The 16,936-nt window shown below is 42.2% G+C and carries 13 protein-coding genes, 1 riboswitch and 1 other annotated feature; of the genes, 12 read left to right on the top strand and 1 reads right to left on the bottom strand.

The window, feature by feature from the left end; translation table 11 throughout:
- Positions 1-19: 19 nt before the first annotated feature.
- The 7 genes from ATG71_RS16660 to ATG71_RS16630 all read left to right on the top strand — a co-directional run bounded on the left by ATG71_RS16660 (position 20) and on the right by ATG71_RS16630 (position 5,821).
- Positions 20-571: a VanZ family protein gene (locus ATG71_RS16660; RefSeq protein ID WP_098440642.1), complete on the top strand. Its 552-nt coding sequence runs from the start codon at positions 20-22 to the stop codon at positions 569-571.
- A 131-nt stretch (positions 572-702) separates the two neighbouring features.
- The gene (cls, locus tag ATG71_RS16655; RefSeq protein WP_098440641.1) at positions 703-1,914 is read left to right on the top strand and encodes a cardiolipin synthase; all 1,212 of its coding nucleotides are present in this window, start codon (positions 703-705) and stop codon (positions 1,912-1,914) included.
- Between the two features lie 114 nt (positions 1,915-2,028).
- Positions 2,029-2,208, top strand: coding sequence for a hypothetical protein (locus tag ATG71_RS16650; protein ID WP_098440640.1), 180 nt, complete (start codon positions 2,029-2,031; stop codon positions 2,206-2,208).
- A 219-nt stretch (positions 2,209-2,427) separates the two neighbouring features.
- A complete protein-coding gene (locus ATG71_RS16645; RefSeq protein ID WP_098440639.1) occupies positions 2,428-3,084 on the top strand; it encodes an HAD family hydrolase in 657 nt (218 codons plus the stop codon).
- A gap of 22 nt (positions 3,085-3,106) precedes the next feature.
- Positions 3,107-3,733, top strand: a complete 627-nt coding sequence (locus ATG71_RS16640) for an NUDIX hydrolase (protein ID WP_179886569.1) — start codon at positions 3,107-3,109, stop codon at positions 3,731-3,733.
- A gap of 111 nt (positions 3,734-3,844) precedes the next feature.
- Positions 3,845-4,453, top strand: a complete 609-nt coding sequence (locus tag ATG71_RS16635) for a metal-dependent hydrolase (RefSeq protein WP_353616289.1) — start codon at positions 3,845-3,847, stop codon at positions 4,451-4,453.
- Positions 4,454-4,519: 66 nt separating this feature from the next.
- Positions 4,520-4,761: a binding site (T-box leader), on the top strand.
- Positions 4,762-4,822: 61 nt separating this feature from the next.
- Positions 4,823-5,821: a tryptophan--tRNA ligase gene (locus tag ATG71_RS16630; protein WP_098441881.1), complete on the top strand. Its 999-nt coding sequence runs from the start codon at positions 4,823-4,825 to the stop codon at positions 5,819-5,821.
- Positions 5,822-5,907: 86 nt separating this feature from the next.
- Here ATG71_RS16630 and ATG71_RS16625 read toward each other — a convergent pair whose 3' ends face one another.
- Positions 5,908-7,041, bottom strand: coding sequence for an alcohol dehydrogenase catalytic domain-containing protein (locus ATG71_RS16625; protein ID WP_098440636.1), 1,134 nt, complete (start codon positions 7,039-7,041; stop codon positions 5,908-5,910).
- A gap of 307 nt (positions 7,042-7,348) precedes the next feature.
- A riboswitch (SAM riboswitch) is annotated at positions 7,349-7,458 on the top strand.
- A gap of 91 nt (positions 7,459-7,549) precedes the next feature.
- On the opposite strand from ATG71_RS16625, the gene ATG71_RS16620 reads away from it, so the two are divergent.
- From ATG71_RS16620 to ATG71_RS16595, 5 genes are all read left to right on the top strand, one after another.
- A complete protein-coding gene (locus tag ATG71_RS16620) occupies positions 7,550-8,674 on the top strand; it encodes a methionine biosynthesis PLP-dependent protein (protein WP_098440635.1) in 1,125 nt (374 codons plus the stop codon).
- Positions 8,667-9,851 (top strand): cystathionine beta-lyase, encoded by a 1,185-nt coding sequence (metC, locus tag ATG71_RS16615; RefSeq protein ID WP_098440634.1) that lies wholly within the window; start codon positions 8,667-8,669, stop codon positions 9,849-9,851. The genes ATG71_RS16620 and metC overlap by 8 nt, the downstream gene beginning before the upstream one ends.
- Before the next feature lie 16 nt (positions 9,852-9,867).
- On the top strand, positions 9,868-11,718 hold the full coding sequence (locus ATG71_RS16610; protein ID WP_098440633.1) for a bifunctional homocysteine S-methyltransferase/methylenetetrahydrofolate reductase: 1,851 nt from the start codon (positions 9,868-9,870) through the stop codon (positions 11,716-11,718).
- Complete coding sequence (gene metH, locus ATG71_RS16605; protein WP_098440632.1) at positions 11,699-15,145, top strand: methionine synthase; 3,447 nt, start codon at positions 11,699-11,701, stop codon at positions 15,143-15,145. Before ATG71_RS16610 ends, metH begins: the two co-directional genes overlap by 20 nt.
- An 834-nt stretch (positions 15,146-15,979) precedes the next feature.
- Positions 15,980-16,822, top strand: a complete 843-nt coding sequence (locus ATG71_RS16595; RefSeq protein WP_098440630.1) for an STAS domain-containing protein — start codon at positions 15,980-15,982, stop codon at positions 16,820-16,822.
- The last annotated feature ends 114 nt before the right edge of the window (positions 16,823-16,936 follow it).

The raw sequence follows: 16,936 nt of genomic DNA, 5'->3' as shown, positions 1-16,936 counted from the left end.
GAAAGTAGGATAGGAAATTATGAAAGAGTTATGGGGCGCATTTGGCTGGGTGCTTCCAATTATGATCATTGTGACGGTTACCCTTATCTTTGCGACCTCCTTTTGGAAGAAAAGAAAGGGCAAGGGCAGGTGGCTGAACTTACTCCCTGTATTATTTACGTGTATTTCAATTGGTGGCATCTGTCTGATCACCTTGACTCCAGTGAAAAACGTTTCAGAGGGATCTGTGAATTTCGATCCTTTCTCCAATTTAAAGTTGAATCTAATGTACCGTAATCATTTGGATGTGCCGATCCGTAATCTCATTGCCAATATAATATTGTTTATTCCCTTCACGTTTTTTCTTGCCTGGTGGATAAGACAATCGAAACAATTGATATTGATGGTCACTTTCCTTGGGGGAATCTTTTCATTTGCAATTGAGTTGGCTCAATACTATTTGCCTTTAGGAAGAGCAACGGATATTGATGATTGGATGATGAACACAATGGGAGCGTTCATAGGAGGTATCCTCTTCGTCATCGCTCGCTATATCTACACATTGTTGAAAATCAATAAGAAAATCAAGTAAGAGCGTCGACATAATGTTGACGCTCTTTTATTGATTTTCATTGATTCAGTTCATCTATAAACTTTGGCAGAGGATGTATAGTCCTTCCCCTTAGACAAAAGCTAACTATACCATGAAAGGGGGGGATTCTCGTGTTGAAAAAAGCAATAATAGTGATGATGGCTATCACCGGGATAACCGTGGTATTGCTCCTCATCATGCAATGGGATGTAAAACAAGGTATGAAAAACTATACGGGAACCCACCCAATGACAGAAACCCTATCAAGCAATGCTTCAATTGAAATTTTTAATACAGGAAAAAGCTTTTATAAAAACCTTTTTAAGGATATTGAGTCCGCTGAACATTATGTTTGGATCCACTTTTTTATCATTCGGGATGACGAAGTCTCTCAAGAATTCTTTGATTTATTGATGAAAAAAGCTCAAACGGGTGTGGATGTCCGTTTATCTGTTGACTTTCTTGGTTCGGACATTCAGAAAAAGTCCATAAAGAAGATGGAAAAGGCCGGAGTAAAGATTACGAAAAGCAGACCAATAAAATTTAAGAATATTTTCTATTCCCTTCACCACCGGAACCATCGCAGACTTATTTCCATAGATGAAAGCATTGCCTATATTGGAGGATTCAACATGGGGGATGAATATCTTGGGAAAGATCCAAAGCTTGGCTACTGGAGGGACTACCATATCCGGTTGGCAGGCGATGCGGGGAAAGAAGTATATAAGCAGTTCAAAAAAGATTGGACCGAGGACGGTGGGGAGAGTATAAAGAGTGCCCATCGAACATACGCGTCAGAAAGCACTGAAGGCAGTGTTCATTTCATCTTCTCTAATGGAGATCCTCTTATTGAGAGAACCATTGAATGGATCAATGAAGCAGAAAAGAGTGTGACCATCACAACCCCATACTTCATCCCCAACAATAAGCTTATCACCGCATTGAAAGAAGCAGTGAAGAGAGGGGTCGAGGTGAATATCCTTGTACCGGATGATACGGATGCCTGGTTCACCAAACCCGTTAGTTACGGGATAGAAAAGAGCCTTTTAGAAGAAGGAGTGGATTTATATCTGTATCAGAAGGGGTTTTTTCACGGTAAGGTGATGGTTGTAGATCATGCATGGGCCGACGTAGGGACAGCCAATTGGGATCCTCGAAGCTTTTACTTGAATGATGAGAGCAACTGCATCATTCGGGATGAAAAAGTGGCGAGGCAATTGGAATCCCTTATCGAAAAAGATTTGAAGGATAGTGAAAAGCTGACCATGGAAGCTTTCGATGAACTGCCCTTCTGGCATAAAGCCTTACAAAAGACTCCCCCCTGGCTTTATTATTACTTCTAGTCCCATCATAATTCATGGTGTACGGAGGTAAAAATTTTTGTTGAATAAGAAAATATGGTAAAGTGTTCTCATATAGTTTAGATATAAACACCTTATTAAAGAAAGGGATTGTCCATGAGCGAGCTCTTGTTTGTAGCTTTGTTTGTTCTTTCGTTAATGGCATTTACGTTTTTTAATGTGTCAAAGAAGAAACATGTTTCAAAGTATCACAAGTCGATAGCAGTCACAATTGTCATCTTCTCTGTGATCGGAATGATGTTGGCGGTCCTTCTTTACCTTCCGAACGCTTCTTAGAAAACGGAGAATACTGTAAAAGCAAAAGACACAAGAGGAAGGTCTCACGTGTCTTTTTTTATGCCTGAAGACGGTGATCGTTAGGAATCCTCTTATAGATTGATTGCTTCTCAGAGGGCATAAATTTGATATGATTTGTATGGCTTTGTTAAAGCTCGGGGAAAAATCAAATCATCATGGATACTGACTGTGCGTATGGCAATAAAGGAGAATACACAAATGAAAGCAGCAATGATTTTTGATATGGATGGTACATTATTTCAAACAGACCGTATACTTGAGGCTTCACTTCATGATACCTTCCAATTACTTAGAGACGAAGATAAGTGGGAGGGGGATGCGCCTATTGAAACATATAGAGAAATAATGGGAGTCCCCCTTTCGGATGTGTGGAAGACCCTATTGCCCATGCATCCCATTCACGTACATGAAAGAGTGAATGAACTATTTCAGGATAAATTGATTCAAAACATTATGGGCGGAATGGGCGCCCTCTATCCCCATACAGAGGACCTCTTAGCCTATTTGACGGAAAGAGGATTTCCAATTTTTGTGGCAAGTAACGGCAATCCCCGTTATCTAGAGGCAATCGTGGATTATTACTCGTTGGATCGATGGATCTTATCCTGCTATAGTATTGACGATGTTGACTCTGAGGATAAGGGTGAACTAATACGGAAAGTGAAGGAAGATCATGATCTCAGTCACGGGATTGTGATTGGAGACAGACGGTCGGACTTCAAAGGAGCCGAGGCGAATGAGTTTCTATCCATCGGATGTGCTTTTGAATTTTCACAGGAAAATGAATTACAAGAAGCAGATGTAGTGGTCGGTGATCTGATTGAAATCAGAGATTATCTGGAGAAAATGAAATGAAATAAGAGAGAGGAGTGAGCAGGTGGAGGAGGAAAAACTGGCAGTTTTGAATGAAAGTGGAGATAGGGTAGGGGTAAAGAGTCGTTCTGAGGTGCACGCGAAAGGGTACTGGCACGAGACCTTTCACTGCTGGTTTGCTCGTTATGACGACGATTCGAAGGAAACCTTCATCTATTTTCAATTAAGAAGTGACATTAAAAAGGATTTTCCAGGTCTTTTGGATATTACGGCCGCTGGACATATATTGTCCGATGAGAAGATTGAAGATGGTGTGAGGGAAGTCCATGAAGAGCTCGGAATCAAGGTCAAGTTTGAGGAATTGGAGGATCTGGGGGTTGTAAAAGGGGAACTCATTCAAGAAAATATGATAGACAGGGAACATACAAATGTATTCCTCTATACCAAGCCGGTCTCATACGAGGAATTTCAGCTTCAGACGGAGGAAGTTTCAGGCATTTTTTCTTCAAGCCTGTCAGATTTTAAATCGCTTATTCAACATGATAAAACCGAAATCGAACTGAAAGGATTTGTTGTCACCAAAGATGAGGAGAAGATTGATATCAGCGAAAAGGTCGGTTATCATCACTTCGTTCCCCATAAAAGGTCCTACCTTCTAGAAATCATCGATCGAATAGAACGGAAAATGTAAGAAAGTAATGCCTCTTTCCCATAGCCAGAATGGATAATGAAGGCTATCATGAATATCTGGTGGTACATACTGTGAAAGAGAGTTGGAGAAACATTGAACGGGACAGCACATATGGCAATAGGAGCAGCAACAGGTTTTATCGTGGCGAACTCATTTGGATCAGACCCGGGTTCAACAGCCGCACTTATAGCAATTGGCGGAGTATCGGGACTCATGCCGGATTTGGATATTGACGGGAAGCTTAGTAACAAGGTTACTTTCTCCCCCAAAATGATACGGTCGGTGGCGCAAATCATCGGCTTTCTCATGATGGTGTACAGCTACCTTGAAGGCAGTGGGAAAGAACGGTGGCTTGGGATTGGCTATGGAGCTGGAATGATGTTACTCACAAGCTTCATCACACAGAGAAGGATGCTGATGATTACTGGCATAGGTGTGACGGCATGTGGATGGCAATTGAATGAAATATGGTTATGGTTACTGGGCATTTATATATTTTTTGCTTCATTCGTGTCACATCGCAGTTATACTCACTCCGTACTAGGGTTAATATATTTTGCTATCATAGCTCGTTATCTCGAGTCTTCTATCATGATTGATGGAGTAATTGAAGCATGTGTCATCGGATATGCGAGTCATTTGATCGCGGATATGAAGTTCCTTCCTTTCAATAAGAGAGGCATAAAGCTCTTCCTTCCTCTTTCGTCCAAAGAAATGTAAAATGTGTTTATACCTACTTGACCATTATTTCCCTATACATTAAAATAATGGAAACAACATAAATGTTTAAGTGCGATGAAGAAGAAAAGTAGACGGTCGAAACATTTTAGAGAGCTGATGGTTGGTGAAAATCAGTATGGGAAATCGTTGAATGGGCTTTTGAGCATCCAGACTGAAATACAGTAGGTTTTGGCGGAAGGTCCCACCGATAAAAGAGACGATGTATCGAAGGCGACTTCTGTACAGATGAGTGCGTTTACTGAAGTGTAAGCGAATGAAGGTGGCACCACGGGTTTCCCGTCCTTTTTTAGAGGATGGGAAGCCCTTTTTGTGTTTTCTGAATATTTTTCAACGGAGGGTATGATGGGGATGAAAAAACAAGTTCTGACTGGTATCAAGCCAACTGGTCGTATACATTTAGGGAATTATATTGGTGCGATTAAACCGGCATTGGGATTGGCGGAGAACCAATCTTATAACACTGCTTATTTTGTTGCGGATTATCATGGTTTAACGAAAATCCATGATCCCATTGAAATGAAGGAGCTGTCTTATGGGGTGGCGGCAGCGTGGTTAGCGTTAGGGTTGAATACTGATTCAGCGATTTTTTACCGTCAATCTGATGTTTCTGAAATATTTGAGCTGAGCTGGATCCTTTCTTGTTTCGCACCAAAAGGGTTACTGAACCGTTCTCACGCATATAAATCAATGGTCGAAGATAATCAAAATGGTGGAAGAGAAGTAGATTCTGGTGTCAACATGGGAGTATTCACCTATCCGATATTGATGGCAGCGGATATTCTCTTATTTCAAACTGAATTAGTTCCGGTGGGAAAGGATCAAATTCAGCATGTTGAAATTGCAAGGGATATAGCGGAAAGTTTTAATAAACAATATGGTGAAACGTTTGTTCTTCCGGAGTATGTCATACAGGAAGAGACGTCTGTCCTCCCGGGACTTGATGGACGAAAAATGAGTAAAAGCTATAACAATACAATCCCATTATTCGAAGAACCAAACAAGCTTCGAAAACTAATCAATAAAATCAAAACGGATTCCTCTCTTCCTGAAGAACCAAAGGATCCCGACTCATCTGACATTTTTTCGTTATACAAAGAATTCGCGTCATCAGAACAAACCGAAATAATGAGAAAGAAGTTTCATTCCGGAATTGGCTGGGGTGAAGCAAAAGCTGAATTGTTTTCTGTAATGAACTCGTTTATGAAAGAACCCCGTGACAGGTACAACGAATTGTTAAGTGACACAGAGGCTATTGATCAAATTCTACAAAATGGTGCCGAAAAGGCAAGAAAACAAATCATTCCGTTTATGAGAGAAATTAAACAAAAGATTGGTTTGTATCATTGATCGATACACTAAATTATTTAAATGTGACAAGTGAAAACATTGGAAAAGCCGCATCTTGTCAGAATGCGGCTTTACTTCCCACTTTATTAAGGTTTGAGGATTACTTTAATATTTCCATCAGACTTCTTATCGAAAATATCATACCCTTTTGCCGCTTCTTCAATAGAGAAGGTATGGGTGATGATGTCGGTGGGATCAAATTGGTTCCCTTCGATCATATCAAATAATTTTGGCATCAAATGAATCACTGGGGCTTGTCCCATCTTAATGGAAACATTCCGGCTGAAAAAGTCCCCTAAGGGAAATCGATTTGCTTCTGTTGCATATACACCCGTCAACTGAACAGTTCCGAACTTCCGAACCGCTTCTGAGGCTGTCTTGATTGGACTTATGGTCCCAAATTGATTATCAAAGTCAGAACCGAACGATTCATTTGGCTGAACGGTCCCATCCATTCCCACACAGTCAATCACAACATCAGCTCCCCCTTTTGTTTCTTCATGCAGGAGCGACCCGATATCGTTATGGTTTTGAAAGTTGAATATTTCTGCTTGATTGGTACGTTTAGCATGAGCAAGTCTATGATCTACTTGGTCTACAGCGATGACTCTGTCGGCGCCTTTCAATTTAGCAAATTTCTGGACCATCAGTCCAATTGGACCGCTGCCTAACACAATGACTGTATCGCCTTTTTTTACACCACTGTTTTCTACGCTCCAGTAGGCAGTGGGGATAACATCAGAAAGGAAGAGAACACTTTCATCCTCCAGCTGACTTGTTTCAGGAACTTTAAACGATGTGAAGTCTGCATACGGTACCCTTAGATACTCCGCTTGACCACCCGGATATCCACCATTCATCTCAGTGAATCCGAAAAGACCGCCCACTTCTCCATGGGGATTGGATTCATCACATTGACTTTCCATTTGGTTCTCACAGAAATAACACTTCCCACAGCCAATATTAAAAGGAATAACAACGCGATCACCTTTTTTCAGGGTTTTCACTTCGGATCCGACCTCTTCGACAATACCCATCGGTTCATGTCCCACAACATAATCTTGTTCCGGTTCGATTCCCCCTTTGTATAAGTGCAAATCTGAACCACAAATTCCGCTTGCAGTAATCCTTACTATGATGTCAGTATTTACCTGGATTTCTGGATTCGCTACTTCTTTCACGACCATCTTTTCTTTTCCTTGGAACGTTACACCCTTCACTCTCATCACTCCTGTAAATTTTGTAAGATTCTTCTATGTGTTTAAACTCTTTTGGAGGGTGTTAAACATTAGGGTGACGCGATTTAGAAAAAATCGATAAGCCGATGAGGAAGTCTTGTCAAAAAATCTTGTTTGAATAGTACTTCCCTAGTTATTATTTGGATTTAATTACCACTATTGATACTAGCCTCCGAAACGAAGAAAATTTCAACAAATTAAAAAATAAATTTAAAAATTCTTACTTTTCATTGACAGTCTTATCTGTTTGGTATAAGTTATGGGAAAGCACTTTACAATTTCATATTGTTTCTTATCAAGAGAGGTAGAGGGACTGGCCCGAAGACACCTCAGCAACCAGCCACAGTTACAGGTATGGTGCTAATTCCAGCAAGTTGATGTCAACTTGGACGATAAGAGGGAGAACGAACGTATAAAACCTTCTTATTTTCATAAGAAGGTTTTTTGTTTTTTCCCCTTTTCATTTTCTAGGGACGAAAAGGAGAGAAGGATGTTGAAAAAACATATTGATACATTGCTTGTCCAGGCAGGCAATCGCAAGGATCCAGCTACTGGTGCCGTAAGCCTGCCCATTCATCTATCGACAGCATATGAACATAAAGGGATCGGTGAATCAACCGGTTATGATTATACGAGAACAGGGAATCCAACCAGGGCGACCCTTGAAGAAACACTGGCTCAATTGGAAGAGGGGCATAGAGGATTTGCATTCAGTTCGGGAATGGCTGCAATTCACGCAATCCTTGGTTTATTCTCATGTGGCGATGAATTGATTGTATCGAAGGATCTTTACGGAGGAAGCTACCGCTTATTTGTTCAGTACGAAGCCCAATATAATATCAAATTTCATTTTGTTGATACAAGTGATACTCATTCTATTGAGGAACACATATCGAAGAGCACGAAGGCTATTTTTCTTGAAACACCAACCAATCCATTAATGAATGAAGCAAGTATTTCTGAGGTTGCCGGCATTTCAAAGAGGAATGGATTACTCTTAATCGTCGATAATACCTTTTATACACCAATGCTGCAAAAACCGCTCAAAGAGGGAGCGGACCTGGTTATTCACAGCGCCACCAAATACTTAGGCGGCCATAATGATGTTCTGGCCGGAGTTGTCATTGTCAATACAGAGGACTTGGCTGAAAAGATCTATACCATTCAAAATTCAATCGGTGCAGTCCTTGCCCCATTTGATTGTTGGCTCTTAATAAGAGGGATGAAGACCCTTAGCCTTAGAATGGCTCAGCATGAAAAAAATGCAAGGAGATTAGCCCAATATCTTGCAGGGCATGATTGTGTATCGGACGTCTTATATCCGGGTAAAGGAGGCATGCTTTCCTTTCGCATTGCCAAGGAAGAATGGGTCGGCCCTTTCCTACAACATCTGAAGATTATTACATTTGCAGAAAGTTTAGGAGGAGTTGAAAGCTTTATCACCTATCCCGCCACCCAGACCCATGCCGACATTCCTGAAGAAGAACGAAATAGACTTGGCATCTGTAACAGATTGCTCAGATTTTCTGTAGGAATAGAATTTATCGACGACCTGATCGAGGACTTGGAGAATGTTTTTCATCAATTGGAAAAAGAGGTGTTAACGTATGAGTAAAAAACCATTTTCACTTCAGACGTCACTCATTCATTCCCGCGGATTTGATAAAGAGACAGGAGCCGTTTCTACGCCGATTCATCATGCTACAACTTTTCATCAACAGGATTTTGATCGGTATGGGACGTATGACTACAGCCGCTCGGGGAATCCAACAAGGGAAACAGTCGAAGAAACAATAGCGGAATTAGAAGGCGGGGTAAGGGGCTTTGCCTTTTCATCCGGTATGGCTGCCATCTCAACAAGCTTCCTTTTATTATCGAGTGGGGATCACGTACTCGTCTCGGAGGAAGTATATGGGGGGACCTACAGGATGATCACGGAAGTCCTTACTAAATTTGATATAGAATACTCTTTTGTGAATATGAAAGATCTTCATGAGGTGGCTTGTGCAATTAAGCACAATACGAAGGTGATTTATATGGAAACCCCTTCGAACCCGCTATTGAATATCACCGATATTGAAGGGGTCGTGAAGCTTGCCAAGGCAAATGACTGCTTAACATTTCTTGATAATACCTTCATGACGCCACTGCTTCAAAGGCCAATCAGTCTCGGGGTTGATGTTGTCCTGCACAGTGCGACGAAGTTTCTTGCCGGGCATAGTGACGTCTTAGCAGGGCTTGCGGTAACGGGAAATGAAGAGATTGCCGGGAAACTTGCTTTTCTGCAGAATTCGTTTGGGGCAGTACTCGGGGTACAGGATTGCTGGCTGCTCTTAAGGGGGCTGAAAACATTGCATGTCCGACTGAAGGAATCTTCGGAATCGGCTTATAAGATTGCGAGCTTCCTAGAAGGCAGAAAGGAAGTTGAAGAGGTGTATTACCCGGGCTTGAGCTATCATCCCGGTCGTGAAATTCAAGTCCGGCAGGCAGAGGGTCCCGGAGCGGTACTTTCCTTCCGGTTAAAGGGGGAAGAGGAAGTGAAGCAACTCATCAAACATGTAAACATTCCCGTATTCGCCGTCAGTTTGGGAGCTGTCGAATCGATTCTGTCCTATCCATCAAGAATGTCACATGCTTCCATGCCTAAGGCTGAAAGAGAGAGAAGAGGGATTACAGATGGGTTACTGCGCTTATCCGTTGGTCTTGAAAACGCGGATGAATTAATAAAGGATCTTCAAAACGGTTTAGAAAGTATACAAAAAATCAATCGAAACAACGTGATCAATTTGTAAAGGGGGAGGCAGGATCATGAAGCCATTGCTGGAAGCATTGAAAGAGAGAATCTTGATTGCAGATGGAGCGATCGGCACATTGTTGTATTCATATGGAGTGGACAGATGCTTTGAAGAATTGAATCTTTCTCACCCAAATGAAGTGTTGAAAGTCCATAAAGAGTATATCGATGCCGGAGCCGATATCATACAGACCAATACGTACGGGGCCAATTATCAGAAGCTTTCGAGATACGGACTGGAGGATTCGGTTAAGGAAATCAATACAGCCGCTGTGCGTCTCGCAAGAAAGGCATCCGCTGGAAACACTTATATACTCGGCACCATCGGGGGAATCAGGGGTATTAAACAAAATGTGACTCTGGAAGAGATTAAAAGAAGCTTCAGGGAACAACTTTACTGCTTATTATTAGAGGGCGTTGATGGCATTCTGCTGGAAACCTATTATGATTTCGAGGAATTGACCACCGTGCTGAACATTGCCAAACGTGAAGCGGATATTCCCGTCATTGCCCAGGTTTCCCTTCATGAAACAGGGGTCCTTCAAAATGGAATGGAAGTCAAAGACGCTCTTCAACGATTGGAATTATTGGGAGCGGACGTTGTCGGAATCAATTGCCGGATGGGACCATTTCATATGGTGAATTCATTAGAGGAAGTTCCCTTACCGAAAAGGGCGTTTCTATCCGTCTATCCAAACGCGAGTCTCCCAAACTATGAAGAAGGTCGATTCTATTACTCTGCTGAGCCTGATTACTTTGGGGATATCAGCAATGAACTACGCCTGCAGGGTGCGAGAATCATTGGGGGATGTTGTGGAACCACCCCCGATCACATCCGTTCTGTAGCTTCAAGATTGAAAAGCCGAGAACCTGTGAAGGAAAAAGAAGTGAAAAAGAAAAAAGTAGTTCAATTATCTTCGCCATCCATCAATGAAAGTTTGCTGCATGAGCAAGTAAGGGAAAAGAAAACGGTCATTGTTGAACTTGATCCACCAAAGCATCTCGACACGAAACTGTTCTTCCAGGGAGCGGCTGCACTTAAGGAAGCCGGCATTGACGCACTCACACTTGCCGACAATCCGCTGGCATCTCCAAGGATCAGTAACGACGCGATCGGGAGCCTGGTGAAGTCAAAATACGATCTTACACCTCTCGTGCACATCACTTGCCGTGATCGAAATCTGATCGGACTTCAATCCCATTTAATGGGCTTGCACACATTAGGGATCCACAATCTATTAGCGATAACCGGTGATCCTGCCAAGATCGGGGATTTTCCTGGTGCTGCATCCGTTTATGACCTTTCTTCCCTGGAACTTATAGAACTCATTAAACAGAATAATGAGGGAATATCGTTTTCAGGTAAGTCACTGCGGGAGCGGACTCAATTTTCAGTTGGGGCTGCCTTTAATCCAAACTTTCGTCATTTAGACGCCTCTGTGAAAAGGCTGGAAAAGAAAAAGAAAGCCGGAGCCGACTATTTTATTTCTCAACCAATCTTTGGGAATGAACAGCTGATTCAAGTATATGAAGCGACGAAGCATCTGGATATTCCGATCTTCATCGGTATCATGCCCTTGATCAGTTCAAGAAACGCAGAATTTCTTCATCATGAAGTACCAGGCATCAATGTGCCGGAAGAAACGAGACAAAGAATGAAGGAAGCAGGAAATGATCCCGTCATAGCTCGAGCAATCGGAATGGAGATAGCCAAAGACTTGCTGGATACAGCAATCCAGCTGTTTAATGGCATATATCTGATTACACCTTTTGTAAGATATGATATGAGCGTTGAACTGTTTCATCATATTCAAGAGAAAACCAACACTGAAAGAGAGGTTCCCTATGGCCATCACATTGTTTGAAGAACAGCTTAGAAAAAAAATACTCGTACTTGATGGAGCAATGGGGACGATGCTTCAACAAGCAAATTTATCCCCGGAAGATTTCGGAGGGGAAGAACTGGAAGGGTGTAATGAAAATCTTGTATTGACAGCGCCGGAGGTAATCTATCAGATCCATCTGGAATATTTGAAAGCGGGGGCTGATGTGGTTGAAACGAATACCTTTGGCGCAACCCCCATCGTACTCGACGAATATGATTTAGGCTATAAAGCATACGAAATCAACAAAGTTGCAGCCGAAATCGCCAGGAGAGCAGTAGAAGATGTCTCGACTTCCGATTGGCCAAGGTTCGTTGCAGGATCGCTTGGTCCAACTACGAAAACGTTATCCGTGACAGGGGGAGTGAGCTTTGATGAACTGGCAGACAACTACCGTGTCCAAGCAGAAGGACTTCTTGATGGAGGAGTGGATGTACTATTACTTGAAACGAGTCAGGATGCTTTAAATGTAAAAGCAGCGAACCTCGGCATTCGAACGGCTTTTGACTCCAGAGGGAAAGAAATCCCGATTTTGTTATCCGGAACCATTGAGCCCATGGGCACTACACTGGCAGGACAGACAATCGAATCATTTTATTTATCCCTTGAACATTTAAAGCCTTTGGTCGTTGGCCTGAACTGTGCAACGGGGCCGGAATTCATGCGAGACCACGTCCGTTCATTATCGGATTTAGCCACTACCTATGTAAGCTGTTATCCGAATGCAGGTCTTCCGGATGAAGAAGGGAACTATAATGAAACAGCTGATTCCCTCAGCGTAAAGATGAAAGGTTTCGCCGAGAAAGGTTGGCTGAATCTTGTAGGAGGGTGCTGTGGGACGACACCGGAGCATATACGTGCCCTTTCAGAGGTGGTGAAAGGATTCCCACCACGTAAGCCCAATGTGTCTCATCCCCATGCGGTGTCGGGAATTGAAGCCTTCATCTATGAGGATGAAGACAGAAGACCGATTCTGGTCGGGGAACGGACGAATGTCATCGGTTCACGTAAATTCAAACGATTGATTGCAGAGAATAAGATAGAAGAAGCTTCAGAGATTGCAAGGGCCCAGGTGAAAAACGGTGCTCAGGTAATCGATATCTGCCTTGCTGATCCAGACCGGGAAGAAGTAGAGGACATGAACGTCTTTATCCAGGAAGTGGTCAAGAAAGTAAAGGTCCCGCTAGTCATCGATTCAACGGATGAGAAGGTGCTTGAGGCCGCTTTGAAATTTTCTCAAGGAAAAGTGATCATTAACTCAATTAATCTGGAAGACGGAGAAGAAAGATTTGCAAAGGTCACTAAACTGATGAAAGCCTACGGAGCGGCAGTGGTGGTCGGGACGATCGATGAAAAAGGAATGGGGGTGTCTGTTGAGAGAAAGGTGGACATTGCCCTTCGTTCACATGAATTGCTAACGGAGAAATATGGGATAGCTTCCGAAGACATCATCTTTGACCCCCTCGTATTCCCTGTCGGTACGGGGGATCAGCAATATATAGGATCAGCCAATAGTACGGTGGAAGGAATCAAGAAGATTAAAGAAGCCTTGCCTGACTGCCCTCATATCCTTGGCGTCAGCAATGTTTCATTCGGGCTGCCCCCTGTCGGAAGGGAAGTCCTCAATGCTGTATACCTTTACCACTGTACAAAGGCTGGACTCGACTATGCCATAGTCAACACGGAAAAGTTAGAGCGCTTTGCCTCAATTCCACAGGAGGAAGTCCGTATGGCTGAGAAGCTTTTATTTGAAACGACGGATGAATCCCTTGCTGAATTCACAGCATTTTACAGGGGGAAAAAGAAAGAAGTAAAGGCTCCTGTAAACACAATGACCTTAGAAGAACGTTTGGCCCATTATGTCGTGGAAGGCACGAAAGAGGGGTTGATAGCTGATTTAAACATTGCTTTGGAAAAATACGACGCCCCCCTCGATATCATCAATGGCCCACTTATGGCCGGAATGAGCGAAGTTGGAAGATTATTTAATGATAACCAGCTGATCGTTGCCGAGGTATTACAGAGTGCCGAGGTCATGAAAGCGTCCGTCTCTCATTTGGAACCATATATGGAACAAACGGAAAGTTCCTCATCCAAGGGCAAAGTAATTTTGGCTACGGTTAAGGGGGATGTTCATGATATCGGTAAAAATCTTGTAGATATCATTCTCAGTAATAATGGATATGAAGTGATTGATTTAGGCATTAAAGTAACTCCGCAGGAACTGATCGGGGTCATACGGGAAGAAAAGCCTGACATCGTAGGTTTGTCCGGTCTCTTGGTGAAGTCTGCTCAACAAATGGTCATCACTGCTCAAGATTTAAAACAGTCCGATATTTCAGTTCCTCTTGTCGTCGGGGGAGCAGCCCTCACCAGGAAGTTCACTACAAACAAAATCGGCAGGGAATACGACGGGCTGGTCCTTTATGCCAAGGATGCAATGGATGGGTTGAGTATCATGAATGGAATCCAGCATGAAGAAACAAGGCTGCAACTGGAAGAGGAAAGCCGTGAGAAACAAAGAAGGCTCGTAGTCCATGATGAAACGTCTGGTCGAGCCACATCATCCGTTGCAGTGAAAGTGCGTTCAGCCGTATCAAAGGATGTTAAGGTTCATGTCCCACCAGACTTGAAACCTCATACTATAAAGGAATTTTCGCTGGATCAAATCCACCCCTATATCAATCAGCAAATGCTTCTTGGTCATCATTTGGGCATGAAAGGGAAGATTTCAAGATTGCTGGAAGAAGGGGATGAACGAACGATCCGCCTGAAAGCCGTAACGGATGAGTTGTTCCAAAAAGCAAAAAGGCAAGGGATGATCCATGCATCTGCACGATATCAATTCTTTCCTGCTCAGTCCGATGGTGATGATGTTGTCATTTATCATCCGGAAGATTCATCAACAGAAGTGGAACGATTTCATTTCCCGAGGCAACCAGGGAATCAGCAATTGTGTTTAGCGGATTATTTGAAATCGGTTGAAAGTGGGGAAATGGATTATGTCGGATTCTTCGCCGTAACGGCCGGGGTGAAAATCAGGCAATGGGCTAAGGAGTTGAAAGAAGCAGGGAGGTTCCTGGAAAGTCACGCATTGCAGGCCATTGCCTTGGAAACAGCAGAAGGGCTGGCTGAAAGGGTTCATGAAATGATGAGAAGCCGATGGGGTTTCCCGGATCCCGTAGACTTTACGATGCAGGACCGGTTCCGTACCCATTATCAAGGTCAACGTTTTTCATTTGGGTATCCTGCGTGTCCAGAGCTTGAAGATCAGAAGAAGCTGTTTAAGCTTCTCGAACCTGAAAAAATCGGGATCCAACTAACAGACGGATGCATGATGGAACCAGAAGCATCGGTAACGGCCATGGTTTTCGCCCATCCGGAAGCAAGATATTTTAATGTATTATGATCACCCTATTAAAAAGGCAACTTCCAGAAATGGAGCTGCCTTTTTCTTTTTATTTATGGTCATTAATGAAAGTAGACTGCTATTTATGGATGTTTTGGAAATGGCAAAACGTAATGTTAGAGATGAAGGGAAATCGGCTTGTAGAGTAATAAAGGGGAAACACAGATTTAGAAAGAGTGATCTTCTGTTCTTACACTTTGATTACTAAACTTTGTTTCAAGTATTTCGAGGATCTTTTCTTCAGAAAATCCTGTGATCATCGTCAAATTAAGTAAACTCGGTTTGAGACCTATAGTCTCGCAAAAATGATAGGCACTTTGGATAGCAAGCGTTTCGATACACTTTCTTGTCAGATTGTCATTCATTCTTCCATCAGCTCCCAACTATTTTGACATATGACTAAGTAGTAAGAATACGACATCATATTAAGATTAGAGGTTGGTTTCTAATAGTAGATCCCTATACATCAAAATAGTATATCGAGACATACCCTTGCTGTCTGCTTCTCTGTTAATACCCCCATTATACACTTTATATTGTGAATTGTAGAGGGGGTTTACAAAATAATGTAATATTATTCGAAAATGCTTATTATACTTACTTCTTTACTTTTCCAGCATATGATCCGTTTTTTTCCTTACCATTTCACAGTATATTCATTACCGGGGTGGCCTCTGAATGACATAGAAACATGAATGTGTTATATAATAGAAGGAGAGAAAAGATAGGTTTGAACATTCCACTTGAAAAGAGTATGATATCCCGACTACTCATAACGTCAGATTGGGAAGAGGTAACAGAATATTTTGATGGATATTATTGGAGGAATCATACATGCATAGAAACAAAGAAGTACATACATTTTTATTGGGCAAGGCTCGTCAATTGACAGATGAATGGTATGAATCGCTGGACAAAAGTGCAACCAGTGGGGTATATTCTTCCACCGATCCGAAAGTGATTGAAAAATTAAAAAAGCAAAATTTTGATTTTCACGGAATTCTCTGCAACGTGTTTGCAGAAGATAGAGAAACGTTTAGTAAGAATATTGACGAATGGGTCTTAACCCTTGCTAATGATAAGGAACATTTAGATACTCCCACCCATCATATCCTCAAGGAATTTATGAGGGTAAGAAATCAATACCTGGATTTTTTAAAAGAATTTGCAGATTCTCATTTGGATGAGGGTATATTTAATAAATTTAATTTATGGAGCAAGGTGATCATTGAAGCATTCGACCGTGTCATGATGCGTTTTGTGGAGTTACAGTCTGAAGTTATGGAACAACAGCTCCAGAATCAGCAGGAAATCATTAATGAACTTAGCTCACCGGTCATTTCCCTGAATTCACATACGGCTCTGTTACCTCTTGTAGGTAACATCGATCCTACAAGGGCGGAACTGATCTTAGAAAACGCCTTGGAGCAATGTGTCCATATGGAAGTTTCCCAATTGTTCATCGATTTATCCGGTGTCGTATTAATTGATACGATGGTAGCTCATCAGATTTTTCAGCTGATTGACGCACTTCAACTCATTGGGGTGAAACCAATTCTTTCGGGACTGCGACCTGAAATCGCTCAAACCGCGGTTCAACTTGGATTGAATTTCGAAAGTCTCACCATCACCTCAACATTGTCTCAAGCTTTAACGATTAAAAACAATGAAGCATAAACAAACGGATTATAGGCATCCTTACAACTTGTATGGATGTTTTTTTATATTCATTGCGCTTCTTTTCACTATGAGAAGCGATAAAAACTCTGAAATAAAATATCTTGAATTAAA

The organism is Bacillus sp. es.034, from assembly GCF_002563655.1.
Taxonomy (GTDB): Bacteria; Bacillota; Bacilli; order Bacillales; family Bacillaceae_B; genus Rossellomorea.
The sequence above is the reverse complement of the archived record's forward strand: the minus strand, read 5'-3'. Positions and strand labels throughout refer to the sequence as shown.